14 protein-coding genes and 1 riboswitch are annotated in these 12,412 nt (G+C 72.3%); of the genes, 7 read left to right on the forward strand and 7 right to left on the reverse strand.

Annotation, left to right across the window (positions count from 1 at the left end):
• Positions 1–48: 48 nt before the first annotated feature.
• The 5 genes from HB370_RS07465 to HB370_RS07485 form a co-directional block, all read right to left on the reverse strand.
• Positions 49–723, reverse strand: coding sequence for an urease accessory UreF family protein (locus tag HB370_RS07465; RefSeq protein ID WP_030775174.1), 675 nt, complete (start codon positions 721–723; stop codon positions 49–51).
• 14 nt (positions 724–737) lie between these two features.
• Positions 738–2,459, reverse strand: coding sequence for an urease subunit alpha (locus HB370_RS07470; RefSeq protein WP_030775172.1), 1,722 nt, complete (start codon positions 2,457–2,459; stop codon positions 738–740).
• Positions 2,452–2,763, reverse strand: a complete 312-nt coding sequence (locus tag HB370_RS07475) for an urease subunit beta (RefSeq protein WP_030775169.1) — start codon at positions 2,761–2,763, stop codon at positions 2,452–2,454. The genes HB370_RS07470 and HB370_RS07475 overlap by 8 nt, the downstream gene beginning before the upstream one ends.
• 11 nt (positions 2,764–2,774) lie before the next feature.
• Complete coding sequence (locus HB370_RS07480) at positions 2,775–3,077, reverse strand: urease subunit gamma (RefSeq protein WP_030775167.1); 303 nt, start codon at positions 3,075–3,077, stop codon at positions 2,775–2,777.
• Between the two features lie 236 nt (positions 3,078–3,313).
• Complete coding sequence (locus tag HB370_RS07485; protein ID WP_030775165.1) at positions 3,314–3,592, reverse strand: type II toxin-antitoxin system Phd/YefM family antitoxin; 279 nt, start codon at positions 3,590–3,592, stop codon at positions 3,314–3,316.
• Between the two features lie 85 nt (positions 3,593–3,677).
• Here HB370_RS07485 and HB370_RS07490 point away from each other — a divergent pair, with 85 nt between their 5' ends.
• The 3 genes from HB370_RS07490 (at position 3,678) to HB370_RS07500 (ending at position 5,684) form a co-directional block, all read left to right on the forward strand.
• Entirely contained in the window at positions 3,678–4,313 is a 636-nt protein-coding gene (locus tag HB370_RS07490) for an ATP-dependent Clp protease proteolytic subunit (protein WP_030775162.1), read from the forward strand.
• Positions 4,314–4,320: 7 nt separating this feature from the next.
• The gene (locus HB370_RS07495; RefSeq protein ID WP_030775161.1) at positions 4,321–4,626 is read left to right on the forward strand and encodes a hypothetical protein; all 306 of its coding nucleotides are present in this window, start codon (positions 4,321–4,323) and stop codon (positions 4,624–4,626) included.
• 440 nt (positions 4,627–5,066) lie between these two features.
• Positions 5,067–5,207: riboswitch (cyclic di-AMP (ydaO/yuaA leader) on the forward strand.
• A 3-nt stretch (positions 5,208–5,210) separates the two neighbouring features.
• On the forward strand, positions 5,211–5,684 hold the full coding sequence (locus HB370_RS07500) for a C40 family peptidase (protein WP_030775158.1): 474 nt from the start codon (positions 5,211–5,213) through the stop codon (positions 5,682–5,684).
• A 1,153-nt stretch (positions 5,685–6,837) separates the two neighbouring features.
• Here HB370_RS07500 and HB370_RS07505 read toward each other — a convergent pair.
• The gene (locus HB370_RS07505; RefSeq protein WP_030775157.1) at positions 6,838–7,284 is read right to left on the reverse strand and encodes an ATP-binding protein; all 447 of its coding nucleotides are present in this window, start codon (positions 7,282–7,284) and stop codon (positions 6,838–6,840) included.
• A 214-nt stretch (positions 7,285–7,498) separates the two neighbouring features.
• Between HB370_RS07505 and HB370_RS07510 the strand changes: the two genes are divergently transcribed.
• Together HB370_RS07510 and HB370_RS07515 are read left to right on the forward strand one after the other, a co-directional pair.
• A complete protein-coding gene (locus HB370_RS07510; RefSeq protein ID WP_030775155.1) occupies positions 7,499–8,359 on the forward strand; it encodes a helix-turn-helix transcriptional regulator in 861 nt (286 codons plus the stop codon).
• A 9-nt stretch (positions 8,360–8,368) separates the two neighbouring features.
• Positions 8,369–8,590, forward strand: coding sequence for a DUF397 domain-containing protein (locus HB370_RS07515; RefSeq protein WP_030775154.1), 222 nt, complete (start codon positions 8,369–8,371; stop codon positions 8,588–8,590).
• An 80-nt stretch (positions 8,591–8,670) separates the two neighbouring features.
• Here the strand turns inward: HB370_RS07515 and HB370_RS07520 are convergent, their stop codons facing one another.
• A complete protein-coding gene (locus HB370_RS07520; protein WP_030775152.1) occupies positions 8,671–9,798 on the reverse strand; it encodes an 8-amino-7-oxononanoate synthase in 1,128 nt (375 codons plus the stop codon).
• Positions 9,799–9,945: 147 nt separating this feature from the next.
• Here HB370_RS07520 and bioB point away from each other — a divergent pair, with 147 nt between their 5' ends.
• Together bioB and HB370_RS07530 are read left to right on the forward strand one after the other, a co-directional pair.
• Complete coding sequence (gene bioB, locus HB370_RS07525) at positions 9,946–11,139, forward strand: biotin synthase BioB (RefSeq protein ID WP_030775150.1); 1,194 nt, start codon at positions 9,946–9,948, stop codon at positions 11,137–11,139.
• On the forward strand, positions 11,132–12,412 hold the full coding sequence (locus tag HB370_RS07530) for an adenosylmethionine--8-amino-7-oxononanoate transaminase (protein ID WP_030775148.1): 1,281 nt from the start codon (positions 11,132–11,134) through the stop codon (positions 12,410–12,412). The genes bioB and HB370_RS07530 overlap by 8 nt, the downstream gene beginning before the upstream one ends.

Below are 12,412 nucleotides of genomic sequence, written 5' to 3' on the forward strand. Positions count from 1 at the left end.
CCGGTGGGGGAACGGGGAGTCGCTGCCCGGTCGGTGGACAGCGGCGGGTCAGGACGCGAACAGCCGGACCGGCCAGGCCGCGTGGGCCTGCGCCATGACCTCCAGCAGCGGGGCCGACACCGCCGGGAGCGCGTCGACGCCCTCGGCGGCCACCGACCGCGCCGCCTCCACCGCGGCGTCCGCGACCCGGTCCAGTTCGGGCGCCAGCCGGGCCAGCACGCGCGTCGCGTCGAACGGGTCGAGGCTGAGCAGTCGTACGGTGGCGGTCGCCGGGCCGCTCACGCTCTCGTAGACCGCGCAGTGGGCGGCGTCCCCGGGCGTGAGCCCGGCCGCCCGGGCGGCGAGGCCGAGCACGACCGGCTGGTGGGCGCCCTTGGGGAACTCCCGGGCGAGCGCGTCCAGTTCGGCGCACGGCCAGGTCGTCCGCGCGGCCCGCAGCAGTTGCCGACCCAGACGCCGGGCGGCGGTCCGCAGCGCCGGGGACGGGGTGCGGGCGTCGGCCGCCGCGTCCAGCTCGCGCGGGTCGGCGCCGAGGACGGCCGCCGCCGCCAGCGCGCCCGCGACCAGCCCGGCGGTGTGCAGGCGGCCCCGGCAGAACTCCGCCAGGCTCGCGGGGTCGGTGATGCGTCCGGCCTTGACGGCGGCCTCGGCCCCGCCGGAGTGCGCGTGCCCTCCGGCGGGGAAGCGGCCGTCGGCCAGGACGAGCAGTGCTGCCCGTGTCATGGGAAAGACGCCTGTCAGAAGAGGAAGTAGCGCTGGGCCATGGGCAGTTCGGCGGCCGGGGTGGCCTCGACCAGCTCGCCGTCGATGTGCACGGCGAAGCTGTCGGGGTCGATCCGGACGTCCGGCAGGGCGTCGTTCTCGCGCATGTCGGCCTTGGTGACCGCGCGCGTGGACTCGATCGCCACGAACCGTTTGCCGAGCCCGAGCCGCTCCGGCAGCCCGTCCTCGAGGGCCAGGCCGGACACGAAGTTGACCGAGTTGGCGGCGGGGGCCCGGCCGATCGCGCCGTACATCGGGCGGGGCAGGATCGGCTGCGGGGTGGGGATGGAGGCGTTGGCGTCGCCCATCTGCGCGTAGGCGATCTGCCCGCCCTTGATCACCAGCAGCGGCTTGACCCCGAAGAACGCGGGCTCCCACAGCACCAGGTCGGCGAGCTTGCCGCTCTCCACGGAGCCGGTCTCGGCGGCCAGGCCCTGGGCGAGCGCCGGGTTGATGGTGTACTTGGCGACATAGCGCCGTACCCGGTGGTTGTCGGCGCGGCCGTCGCCGGGCAGCGCGCCCCGCCGGCGCTTCATGACGTGCGCGGTCTGCCAGGTGCGCAGGACGACCTCGCCGACGCGGCCCATCGCCTGGGAGTCGGAGGAGATGATCGAGATCGCGCCGAGGTCGTGGAGGATGTCCTCCGCGCCGATGGTGGACGGACGGATCCGGGACTCGGCGAACGCCAGGTCCTCGGGGACGGCCGGGTTGAGGTGGTGGCACACCATCAGCATGTCGAGGTGTTCCTCGGTGGTGTTGACGGTGAAGGGCCGGGTCGGGTTGGTGGAGCTGGGCAGGACGTTGGCCTGCGAGACCACGGTCATGATGTCGGGCGCGTGGCCACCGCCGGCACCCTCGGTGTGGTACGAGTGGATGCCCCGGCCCGCGATCGCGGCGAGGGTGTCGCCGACGAACCCCGCCTCGTTCAGGGTGTCGGTGTGGATGGCGACCTGGATGCCGGTCCGGTCGGCGACGGTGAGCGCGGCGTCGATGACGGCGGGTGTGGAGCCCCAGTCCTCGTGCAGCTTCAGTCCGACGGCGCCGCCGCGGATCTGGGAGAGCATCGCCTCGTGGCTGACGGTGTTGCCCTTGCCGAGGAAGCCGACGTTGACCGGGTAGGCCTCCATCGCCTCCAGCATCCGGGCCAGGTGCCAGGGGCCGGGGGTGACGGTGGTGGCCTTGGAGCCCTCGGCGGGGCCGGTGCCGCCGCCGACCAGGGTGGTGATGCCGGAGGCCAGTGCCTCGTCGGCGACCTGGGGGCAGATGAAGTGGACGTGGGCGTCGATGGCGCCGGCGGTCAGGATGCGGCCGTTGCCCGCGATGATCTCGGTCTCCGGGCCGATGACCAGGTCGGGGTGGACGCCGTCCATGGTGTCGGGGTTGCCGGCCTTGCCCAGGGCGGTGATCCGGCCGTCGCGGATGCCGACGTCGGCCTTGACGATGCCCCAGTGGTCCACGACGACGGCACCGGTGATCACGGTGTCGGGGGCGCCCTCGGCACGGGTGGCGCGGGACTGGCCCATGGACTCGCGGATGACCTTGCCGCCGCCGAAGACCGCCTCGTCGCCGGAGGCGCCGGGGCCGCCGGAGCGGTCCTCCTCGATCTCGATCAGCAGATCGGTGTCGGCGAGCCGGATGCGGTCGCCGGTGGTGGGGCCGAACAGATCGGCGTAGGCGCCGCGGGAGATCTCAGGCATCGAGGGCGCCTCCGGTCTCGCCGCGCAGCCCGGGCACGATCCGGGCGCCGGACAGCGGCACCAGCCCGACCTCGACGGGGATGCCGGGTTCGAAGCGGACGGCGGTGCCGGCGGCGACGTTCAGGCGCCGGCCGCGGGCGGCGGCGCGGTCGAACTCCAGGCCGGGGTTGGCCTCGGCGAAGTGGTAGTGGGAGCCGACCTGGACGGGTCGGTCGGCGGCGTTGAGAACAGTCAGACGAGTGACGTCACGGCCGTCGTTGAAGCTGACGGGCTCGTCCGCGAACAGGATCTCTCCGGGAATCATCGCGGCGCTCCTCAGATGATCGGCTCGTGGACGGTGACGAGCTTGGTGCCGTCCGGAAAGGTGGCCTCCACCTGCACGTCATGGATCATCTCGGCGACGCCGTCCATGACATCGTCCCTGGTCAGGACCTTGCGGCCGGAGGACATCAGCTCGGCGACGGTACGGCCGTCGCGCGCGCCCTCCAGGACGTGCGACGTGATGAGGGCGACCGCTTCGGGGTGGTTGAGCTTCAGTCCACGGGCCTTGCGCTTCTCGGCGACGTCGGCCGCCACATGGATCAGCAGCCTCTCCTGCTCGTGCGGGGTCAGTTGCACGTCCCACCTCACTGTCCTTGCTCCGGACCGTGCGGGGTCCGGTTGCCGCAGCCATCACGACGGGGATAGGTGTAACACACAGACAAATTCCCCGGATCGCTCTCAATTCCGGGCAGAAAAACCCCTGATGGCGTGGATGGGCAGGCTAGAGCGCCGGAGTTTCAACGACGTTAACCAGACCTTGGCCGGCCCATGACCGCGCTATGGGCTCCCGCAGAGACGGCGGCGGACCGGCCTCAGGGAGCGTCCGGCCGGCGATGCTCGGCCGCTATCCCGAAGCGCCGCTGCTCACGCGGCACCGCACCGGCGTCATGCACCCCGGAGACCGAGCTGATGATCCGCTCCTCGCCCGGTTCGTCCAGCGCGTCCAGCCGCTCCAGGTCGGCGGCCGAGACCAGCGCGACCAGCGGCTTGCCGTGCCGGGTCACGACGACGCGCTCACCGCCGTACACCACCCGGTTGATCAGGTCGGCGAGCTCAGCCCTGGCTTGCGTCACCGGAATCTCGTAGGCCATGCCCCCATTCTAACGTCACGTACGTCCTGTACATTCTGTACAGAAGTCGAGCCCATCGGGGCCTCGTCAGAGGAGGGGTATGTCCATGCACCGACCGTCCGCCCGGCACGTCCTGCCCGAGTTCACCGAGCGCGTCTCGGGCACCGTGCGCACCCTCGACCCGTACGCGCGGCTCTTCCAGGACCGGATCGTCTTCCTCGGCGCACCGGTCGACCATGCGACGGCAAGCGATGTGACGGCCCAGCTGATGTATCTGGAGCACCAGGCGCCGGACCGGGACATCACGCTGTACATCAACTCGGCCGGCGGTTCCTTCGACGCCATGGCGGCGGTCTACGACACGATGCGCTACGTCAGCTGCGACGTGGCGACCTACTGCCTGGGGCAGGCCGCCGCGTCGGCCGCGGTGCTGCTGGCGGCCGGCACCCCGGGCAAGCGGTTCATGCTGCCCGGCGCCCGGGTCGTGCTCGAACAGCCGGCCCTGCCCGAGCCGGTGCGCGGCCGGCCCAGCGACCTGTTCATTCAGGCCGAGGAACTGACCCGGATCCGCACCACCCTGGAGGAGATGCTCGTCCGGCACACGGGGCGCACGGCCGCGCAGGTCCACGAGGACCTGGAGCGTGACCTGATCCTGGACGCCCCCGGGGCGCTGGCGTACGGTCTGGTCGACGGCGTCGTGCCCAGCCGCCGGGACACGCCCGGCGCACCGGACGCGGGGTGAGCCGCCCGTGCTGCCGGACCTGCCGCCGCTGCCCGCGCTGACCCGGGCCGAGGGCGAGTTGATCGATCGTTATCTGGAGGCCGTCGACCTGCTGGGCCGGGTCAATCCGGCCCGGCACGGCCCCACCTACGGCGGGCTGCGCGCCGCCCAGGCTCTGGTGCGCAAGGCGGCAGAGCTGCGGGACGCGCTCGCGCTGATGCACCAGCGGGGCGAGACGGAGCTGCACGGGGACACGCTGGCACGGGCGCTGCGGGTGCTGGACGGCGAGCGCCGGGCCGCTCGCGTCGCGCTCCCGCCGGACGACGTCGGCTGAGGCGGACACCGGACCGGGCCGGCGGCACCGATACGTCGACACGCGTCGTTCGGACCGGAGTTCAAACGGCCCGAACGACGTACCGCCGACCGGTGTACATCCCGATCCTTTTCCGGGCCTCCCGGGTTGCGCAACGCACGGGTCCATGGATCGCCGGCGAGGACATCACCCCAGGTCCGGGGCTACGACGGTGATCTGACGGTGCCTCGAACAGAGCACTGTCCACCCGAACGGGTGAGTGGTGAGGAACACCACAAATCCCCGATTCCGTTGGGATTTTCAGACAGTTGTGAGCCAAGATCCCTGTCTGACGACAAGCCCCCGCCACCGCGGCGGGGCGGTCCGGGCGGACGCCGAGTCCTGCCGCCGCTCGGATGACCGGTCGACGGAAGTGGATCGGCAGGAGTGGAGGACCCAAGCAAGGCGGGTTCGCCGGAACGGATGTCCAGCCGTCCGACACAGGTCGGGCGGGGGCGGAGGTTCCGGGCGGCCCTTGGGGTGAAGCCGTGGCAACGCGGCCGGGCTACTTCGCCAGCCCGAATCCGACAGGTCATCCTTCACAGGCGGCTGACGAAGGGTTGCGCATGACTGCGCTCAATCGAGTCCCGTCGCTGATGGCCCGGGCCGGTACGGCCTCGGCTCTCACCCTCGCCGCCGTGGGCGGCTCGATCGCGGTACCCGGTCTCGCCACCGACGCCTCCGCCGCGACGATCGCGTCGAAGGCACTCAAGGTCGCGGCCTCCAAGAAGGGCTCCCCGTACCGGTGGGGCGCCACCGGACCGAGCAGATTCGACTGCTCGGGGCTGACGCTGTACTCGTTCAAGAAGGCCGGCAAGAAGCTGCCGCGCACCGCCGCCCAGCAGTACAACAAGTCGCGCCACATCTCCGCCCGCAACCGCAAGGCCGGCGACCTGGTCTTCTTCCACTCGGGTTCCAGCGTCTACCACGTCGGCATCTACGCCGGCCACAACAAGATCTGGCACGCCCCGAAGACCGGGGACGTGGTGAAGCTGCAGAAGATCTGGTCCAAGAGCGTCTGGTACGGCCGGGTCGGCTGACCCGCCCGCGCGACGGGGAGCGGCCCGGCGACAGGGCCGCATCCCCGCGCACGCCGACAGTGCCTCTCCGGCCCGCCTGAAGCCCTGGGGCGGCGGGGCCTTGGGGCCGACCACGACGGCCGGTGCCGCCCGCGGGGCGCGGGGAGCCACCGGCAAGAGGTCCAACCTGAAGGTGCCGTCCAACCGGTGCCGGAGGGCTCCCCTTCCGGCACGGGCGACAGACGGCTCGACGGGCCGCCACGGCTGCCTTCCGACGCGGGCGGGCGGCTTGGCCCCGGAGTGCCCGGCGGGCCATCACGGCCGCCCTCCGGCACGGACAGGCGACTCGCCTCCGGAGGGCTTCGGCGGATCACCACGCCGGGCCTTCCGGCACGGGCAGGCGGCTTGGCCCCGGAGTGCCCGGCGGGCCATCACGGCCGCCCTCCGGCGCAGGCGGGCGGCTCGGCCCCTCATCGCTCGCCGGACGGCCACGGTTGCCTCTCGGCAGGCAAGGGCAGCTCGCCGGACCACCACCGCCCACCTCCCGGCACAGGCGGGCGGCTCGAACCCGGAACACTCGCCCGACGGCCACGGTTGCCTCTCGGCACGCAAGGGCAGCTCGCCGGACCACCACCGCCCACCTCCCGGCACAGGCGGGCGGCTCGAACCCGGAACACTCGGCGGAACACCGCCGGCCGCTCGCCGGCCCGGGCCGGCGGGTTCGGCCCGGGAGCGCTCGGGAGCACGGCCGTCCTCCGGCTCGGGCGGGCACACGGGGAAATCTGGAGTCCGGGTGGCTGCCCGGCGCACCGACATGGCTCTGCCTGGCAGGGGGGCCAGACCGGGCGAGTGCCCAGCGAGGTCGGTCCGGGCGCGTGGCGGTGGGTCGTGGCAGCCCGGCCCGCCCGCCGTAAAAGGCTCTCGCCTCCCGAACTACTGCCCCGGGGGGCCGTACACCACAGGCGGGACGCCTCCGCCCGCCGGCTCCCACCCTGGCCGCCCCCAACCGCCGGAGCGTCCCCACGGGTACCCGGTTGGCGACGTCGGCTCAGTCGCCCCAGTCCGGCAGGCCAGGCCCGTACGACTGGTCCGAGTGTTCCGGCGGCAGTTCCTCACTGTCCCCTCGCCCGCGGCCGTGAGGCGTCCGCCGCCCTCGCGCCGCCCGCCCCCTCCGTCAGACCGCCGGAGGCTCCGGTGCCGTCGGCAGGCACCAGGGGAGTTCGATGGAGACCGTCTTGCCGCCCTCGGTGGTCGGGCGGACCCGGAGCCGGCCGCCGCACTCCGCGGTGAGCCAGCGGATGATCACCATGCCGCGCCCATTGTCCTGCTGGACCGCGGCGGGCAGTCTCTTCGGGAAGCGGGGATGGCTGTCCGTGACGCCGATGCGCAACTGTTCGTCATGGTGCAGCGCGATGTCGACGGTGAAGGTGGGTGACTGGCCGAAGGTGTGCTGCACGGCGTTGGTCGCGAGTTCGGACACGATGAGCCGGACGGTGTCGGCCGTCTCGGTGTCCGAGGGCAGACCCCACTCCGCGAGGGTGCCCACGACGTAGGAGCGCGCGGCCGAGACCGAGGCGGGATCGCTCGGCAGAGTGACGGAGGCTTCCAGATGGTCTGCCATGGCGACGTCGTCCCTTTCCCAACGGGACCGCGGCCCGCCATACGGCGGTGGGTTCGAGTACGGTCCCGGACTGGTGCTTGTCCGTCAGACTGCCATCACCGGGACGGTCACGGGGGGCGATCCACCAAGATATGCATATATCTGTCGCCCGAAGCGGTGAACTGTGCGACGCGAGACCGTATCGGGGCGGTCCGGACGGAGTAAGGAGGAGCCGATGCAGAACGGTCCCGCGGTGCGCCGCCGCAAGCTGGGCGCCGAACTGCGCACGCTGCGCACCGGCGCCGGGCTCACCAGCGGTGAGGCGGCCAGGCTGGTCGGCTGGCACCAGTCGAAGGTGAGCCGTATCGAGACCGGTGCCAGCGGCGTGAAACCGGCCGATCTGCGGTTGCTGCTGGACGCCTACGAGGTGCGGGACAGGCATCTGCGCGAGTTGCTGCTGATACTGGCGGGGTCGGAGGAGACGAGCGGCCGGCACCGCTGGTGGCACGCCTACCGGGGTGTACTGCCGCCCACGTACCGGGATTTCATCAGCCTGGAGTCACAGGCGAGCGCGATGCGCACCCTGGAGACCACGGTGGTGCCCGGTCTGCTGCAGACCGCCGAGTACGCCCGCGCGGTGACCCGGGCCGCCGTGAAGGACCTGGACGAGGACCGTCTGGACACCCTGGTGGAGGTGCGTCTGGCCCGGCAGGACGTGCTGCGGTCGGACCCGCCGCTGGCGCTGAGCGCCGTACTGGACGAGGCGGTACTGCGCCGCGAGGTGGGCGGTCCCGGGGTGATGGCCCGGCAGCGCCGGCGGCTGATCGAGGCGGCCCGGCTGCCGCAGGTACGGCTCCAGGTGCTGCCCTTCACGGCGGGGGCGCATATCGGCCTCACCGGGCCTTTCGTTATCTTCTCATTTCCGAGCACTTCTGATCTGGACGTGGTTGTTCTCGACCAGTTGACGAGTAGCCTCTACCTGGAACGGAAAGAAGACCTCATGGCCTACTCCGAGGCCTTCAGCACCCTTCAGTTCCACGCCCTTTCCCCCGAGGACTCGTTGGACTACATCGCCGGGATAGGTGACGGCGTGTAAGGAGGCACCATGTCAGCTCTGCCTCGGAACGTCCCCGTCAGTACCGACCTGCACGAGGTGCGCTGGCTGCGCAGCAGCCGCAGCACGGGAGCGAACAACTGCGTGGAGACGGCACGGCCGCGCTCCGGCCCCGCGGCCGGACTGCTCGCCGTGCGCGACTCGAAGAACCCCGCCGGACCCGCCCTGCTCTTCTCCCCCGAGAGCTGGACGGGATTTGTGACCGCCCTCTGACCACGTTCCGACTCACACACTGATCAGATTCGTTCAATCTTTCATCAATTTCGTGCGATTCACGGCCGTGTCACGCCGACTCATGGTCGCGTCTCGCCGATGACGCGTACAGCGCGTTCGATCTCGGCCCCGGAGAGGTCCGCGCGGGCGGTCAGCCTCAGCCGTGAGATGCCGTCGGGCACGGAAGGAGGACGGAAACAGCCCACGGCCAGACCCGCCGAGCGGCAGTCGGCCGCCCAGCGCACCGCCCGCTCCGGGGACGGAGCCCGCACGGAGACCACCGCGGCGTCCGGACGTACCGCCTCCAGACCCGCGGCGGTCAGCCGTGCGTGCAGTTCCGCGGCCACCTCGCGGGCGCGTGCCGCCCGCCGCGGCTCGCGCTCCAGCAGCCGCAGCGCCGCCAGCGCGGCACCGGCCGCCGCCGGCGCCAGCCCCGTGTCGAAGATGAACGTCCTGGCCGCGTTCACCAGATGGTCGATCACCCGGGCGGGGCCCAGCACCACGCCGCCCTGACTGCCCAGCGACTTGGACAGGGTGGCCGTGACCACCACGTCGCCGGCGCCCGCGAGACCGGCCGCGTACGGCGCGCCCCGGCCGCCCTCGCCCAGCACGCCGAGGCCGTGGGCGTCGTCCACCACCAGTCCCGCGCCGTACTCCCGGCAGGCGGCGGCCAGTTCGGCCAGCGGGGCCCGGTCCCCGTCGACCGAGAAGACCGTGTCGGAGACCACGATCGCCGTGCCCTGGCGCGTGCCCAGGGCCTTGCGCACGGCCTCGGGGTCGGCGTGCCCGACCACCTGGGTCTCGCCCCGGGCGAGCCGGCAGCCGTCGATGAGGGAGGCGTGGTTGCCCGCGTCGGAGACGATCAGCGAACCGTGCGGGCCGAGCGTGGTGACCGCGGCCAGGTTCGCGGCGTACCCGGAGGAGAACACCAGGGCCGCCTCGAACCCGCAGAACGCGGCGAGCGCGCGCTCCAGTTCGGCGTGCAGCTCGGTGCTGCCGGTGACCAGCCGGGAACCGGTGGAGCCGCCGCCCCAGCGCCGGGCGGCCTCGGCGGCGCCCTCGGTGACCTCGGGATGGCGGGACAGACCCAGGTAGTCGTTGCTCGCCAGGTCCAGCAGGGGTGAGTCGGCGGGGCGGGGGCGCAGGGCGCGCACGAGTCCGGCGCGGCGGCGCGCCTCGGCCTGCTCGTCGATCCAGCCGAACGCCATGGCTCCTCCGGTGCTTTTGTAGGTATCGAACAGACCCTAGCGGCATGATCAGCCGCCCAGGGTGTGGCAATACCCACACGATCAACCGTCTCCGTTGTGCCAAGTCTCCTTGGCCGGGAGCGGTCCCGTAGGACAGGATCGTCGCTCATGGACCTGCTGAACACGCTGGTGGACAAGGGGCTTCGGCGCGAGATGCCGACGCGCGAGGAAGCGCTCGCCGTGCTGGCCACCTCCGATGACGACCTGCTCGACGTGGTGACCGCGGCCGGAAAGGTGCGCCGGCACTGGTTCGGGCGACGGGTGAAACTCAACTATCTGGTCAACCTCAAGTCGGGCCTGTGCCCCGAGGACTGCTCGTACTGCTCCCAGCGGCTGGGCTCCAAGGCCGACATCCTGAAGTACACCTGGCTCAAGCCGGACGAGGCGTCCCAGGCCGCCGCCGCGGGTCTCGCGGGCGGGGCCAAGCGGGTGTGCCTGGTGGCCAGCGGGCGCGGCCCGACGGACCGGGACGTGGACCGGGTCTCGGAGACCATCAAGGCGATCAAGGAGCAGAACGAGGACGTCGAGGTGTGCGCCTGCCTCGGCCTGCTCTCCGACGGCCAGGCGGAGCGGCTGCGCGCGGCGGGCGCGGACGCCTACAACCACAACCTCAACACCTCGGAGTCCACCTACGGGGACATCACCACCACCCACACCTACGCCGACCGGGTGGACACGGTGCGCAAGGCGCACGCGGCCGGTCTGTCCGCCTGCTCGGGTCTCATCGCCGGCATGGGCGAGAGCGACGAGGACCTGGTGGACGTGGTGTTCTCGCTGCGCGAGCTGGACCCGGACTCGGTGCCGGTGAACTTCCTGATCCCGTTCGAGGGCACCCCGCTGGCCAAGGAGTGGAACCTCACCCCGCAGCGCTGCCTGCGGATCCTGGCGATGGTCCGGTTCGTCTGCCCGGACGTGGAGGTCCGGATCGCGGGCGGCCGTGAGGTCCACCTGCGCTCCATGCAGCCGCTGGCGCTGCACCTGGCCAACTCCATCTTCCTCGGCGACTACCTGACCAGCGAGGGCCAGGCCGGCAAGGCCGACCTGGAGATGATCGCGGACGCCGGTTTCGAGGTGGAGGGCGCCGGGGAGGTGACGCTGCCGGCGCACCGGGCCGACGCCGCGCACGGCTGCGGTTCCCCCGCGGAGGCGGGCTGCGGCTCGCACGCGGAGGGAGGCTGCGGCTCGCACGCGGGCGGCGGTGTGTGCGGTACGGCGGGCGGGCCTGCCGTCGCCGAGCCGCGTACCGACCTGGTCGCCGTCCGCCGCCGGGGGGCCGGCACGGACCTCGCGCCCAATGCCTGAGCCGAGCGTCGCGGAGCTGCTGGAGCTGGACCGGCGGCATGTGTGGCACCCGTACGGTCCGATGCCCGGCCGGGTGGACCCGCTCGTCGTGGAGTCGGCGAGCGGGGTCCGGCTGCGGCTCGCGGACGGTTCCGGCGAGCTGGTCGACGGCATGTCGTCGTGGTGGTCGGCCATCCACGGCTACAACCACCCGGTGCTGAACGAGGCCGCGCGCGAGCAGCTGGGCCGGATGAGCCATGTCATGTTCGGCGGGCTGACGCACGAGCCCGCCGTCCGGCTGGCGAAGCTCCTGGTCGACCTGTCACCGGACGGGCTGGAGCACGTGTTCCTGGCCGACTCGGGGTCCGTGTCGGTCGAGGTCGCGGTGAAGATGTGCCTGCAGTACTGGCGTTCGCTCGGCCGGCCGGCCAAGCGGCGGCTGCTGACCTGGCGGGGCGGCTACCACGGTGACACCTGGCAGCCGATGTCGGTGTGCGACCCCGAGGGCGGGATGCACGAGCTGTGGACCGGTGTGCTGCCGCGCCAGGTGTTCGCGGACCCGCCGCCCGCCGCGTACGAGGAGTCGTACGCGGACCACCTGCGGGAGCTGATCGCCCGGCACGCCGACGAGCTGGCCGCGGTGATCGTGGAGCCGGTGGTGCAGGGCGCGGGCGGGATGCGCTTCCACTCCCCCACGTATCTGCGGGTGCTGCGCGAGGCGTGCGACGCGCACGACGTGCTGCTGGTGTTCGACGAGATCGCCACCGGTTTCGGCCGCACCGGAGCGCTGTTCGCGGCGGATCACGCGGCCGTCGCGCCCGATGTGATGTGTGTGGGCAAGGCGCTGACCGGCGGCTATCTGACGCTGGCGGCCACCTTGTGCTCCGCCCGGGTGGCCGACGGCATCTCGCGGGGCGAGGTGCCGGTGCTCGCGCACGGACCGACGTTCATGGGCAACCCGCTGGCGGCGGCCGTGGCCTGTGCCTCCGTCGAGCTGCTGCTGGGCCAGGACTGGCTGGGCGAGGTCAAGCGGATCGAGGCGGGCCTGCGCGAGGGGCTGGCCCCGGCGCGGGAGGTTCCCGGGGTGCGCGATGTCCGGGTCCTCGGCGCCATCGGTGTCGTCCAGCTCGACCACCCGGTCGACATGCGGGCCGCGACGGACGCGGCGGTACGGGCCGGTGTGTGGCTGCGCCCGTTCCGCGACCTGATCTACACGATGCCGCCCTACGTCACCTCGGACGAGGACGTGGCACGGATCGCGCGCGCGGTGTGCGCCGCGGCGCGGGAGGGATGA

It is taken from the genome of Streptomyces sp. DSM 40868, assembly GCF_011820545.1.
In the GTDB taxonomy this organism is placed as follows: domain Bacteria; phylum Actinomycetota; class Actinomycetes; order Streptomycetales; family Streptomycetaceae; genus Streptomyces; species Streptomyces eurythermus.

What these genes read in the sequence shown, in the direction of transcription:
- HB370_RS07490 (WP_030775162.1), top strand. Translation starts at nt 3,678, where the DNA reads ATGCACCGACCGTCCGCCCGGCACGTCCTGCCCGAGTTCACCGAGCGC.
- HB370_RS07485 (WP_030775165.1), bottom strand. Translation starts at nt 3,592, where the DNA reads ATGGCCTACGAGATTCCGGTGACGCAAGCCAGGGCTGAGCTCGCCGAC.
- HB370_RS07530 (WP_030775148.1), top strand. Translation starts at nt 11,132, where the DNA reads ATGCCTGAGCCGAGCGTCGCGGAGCTGCTGGAGCTGGACCGGCGGCAT.
- HB370_RS07510 (WP_030775155.1), top strand. Translation starts at nt 7,499, where the DNA reads ATGCAGAACGGTCCCGCGGTGCGCCGCCGCAAGCTGGGCGCCGAACTG.
- HB370_RS07520 (WP_030775152.1), bottom strand. Translation starts at nt 9,798, where the DNA reads ATGGCGTTCGGCTGGATCGACGAGCAGGCCGAGGCGCGCCGCCGCGCC.
- HB370_RS07470 (WP_030775172.1), bottom strand. Translation starts at nt 2,459, where the DNA reads ATGCCTGAGATCTCCCGCGGCGCCTACGCCGATCTGTTCGGCCCCACC.
- HB370_RS07505 (WP_030775157.1), bottom strand. Translation starts at nt 7,284, where the DNA reads ATGGCAGACCATCTGGAAGCCTCCGTCACTCTGCCGAGCGATCCCGCC.
- HB370_RS07465 (WP_030775174.1), bottom strand. Translation starts at nt 723, where the DNA reads ATGACACGGGCAGCACTGCTCGTCCTGGCCGACGGCCGCTTCCCCGCC.
- bioB (WP_030775150.1), top strand. Translation starts at nt 9,946, where the DNA reads ATGGACCTGCTGAACACGCTGGTGGACAAGGGGCTTCGGCGCGAGATG.
- HB370_RS07475 (WP_030775169.1), bottom strand. Translation starts at nt 2,763, where the DNA reads ATGATTCCCGGAGAGATCCTGTTCGCGGACGAGCCCGTCAGCTTCAAC.
- HB370_RS07500 (WP_030775158.1), top strand. Translation starts at nt 5,211, where the DNA reads ATGACTGCGCTCAATCGAGTCCCGTCGCTGATGGCCCGGGCCGGTACG.
- HB370_RS07515 (WP_030775154.1), top strand. Translation starts at nt 8,369, where the DNA reads ATGTCAGCTCTGCCTCGGAACGTCCCCGTCAGTACCGACCTGCACGAG.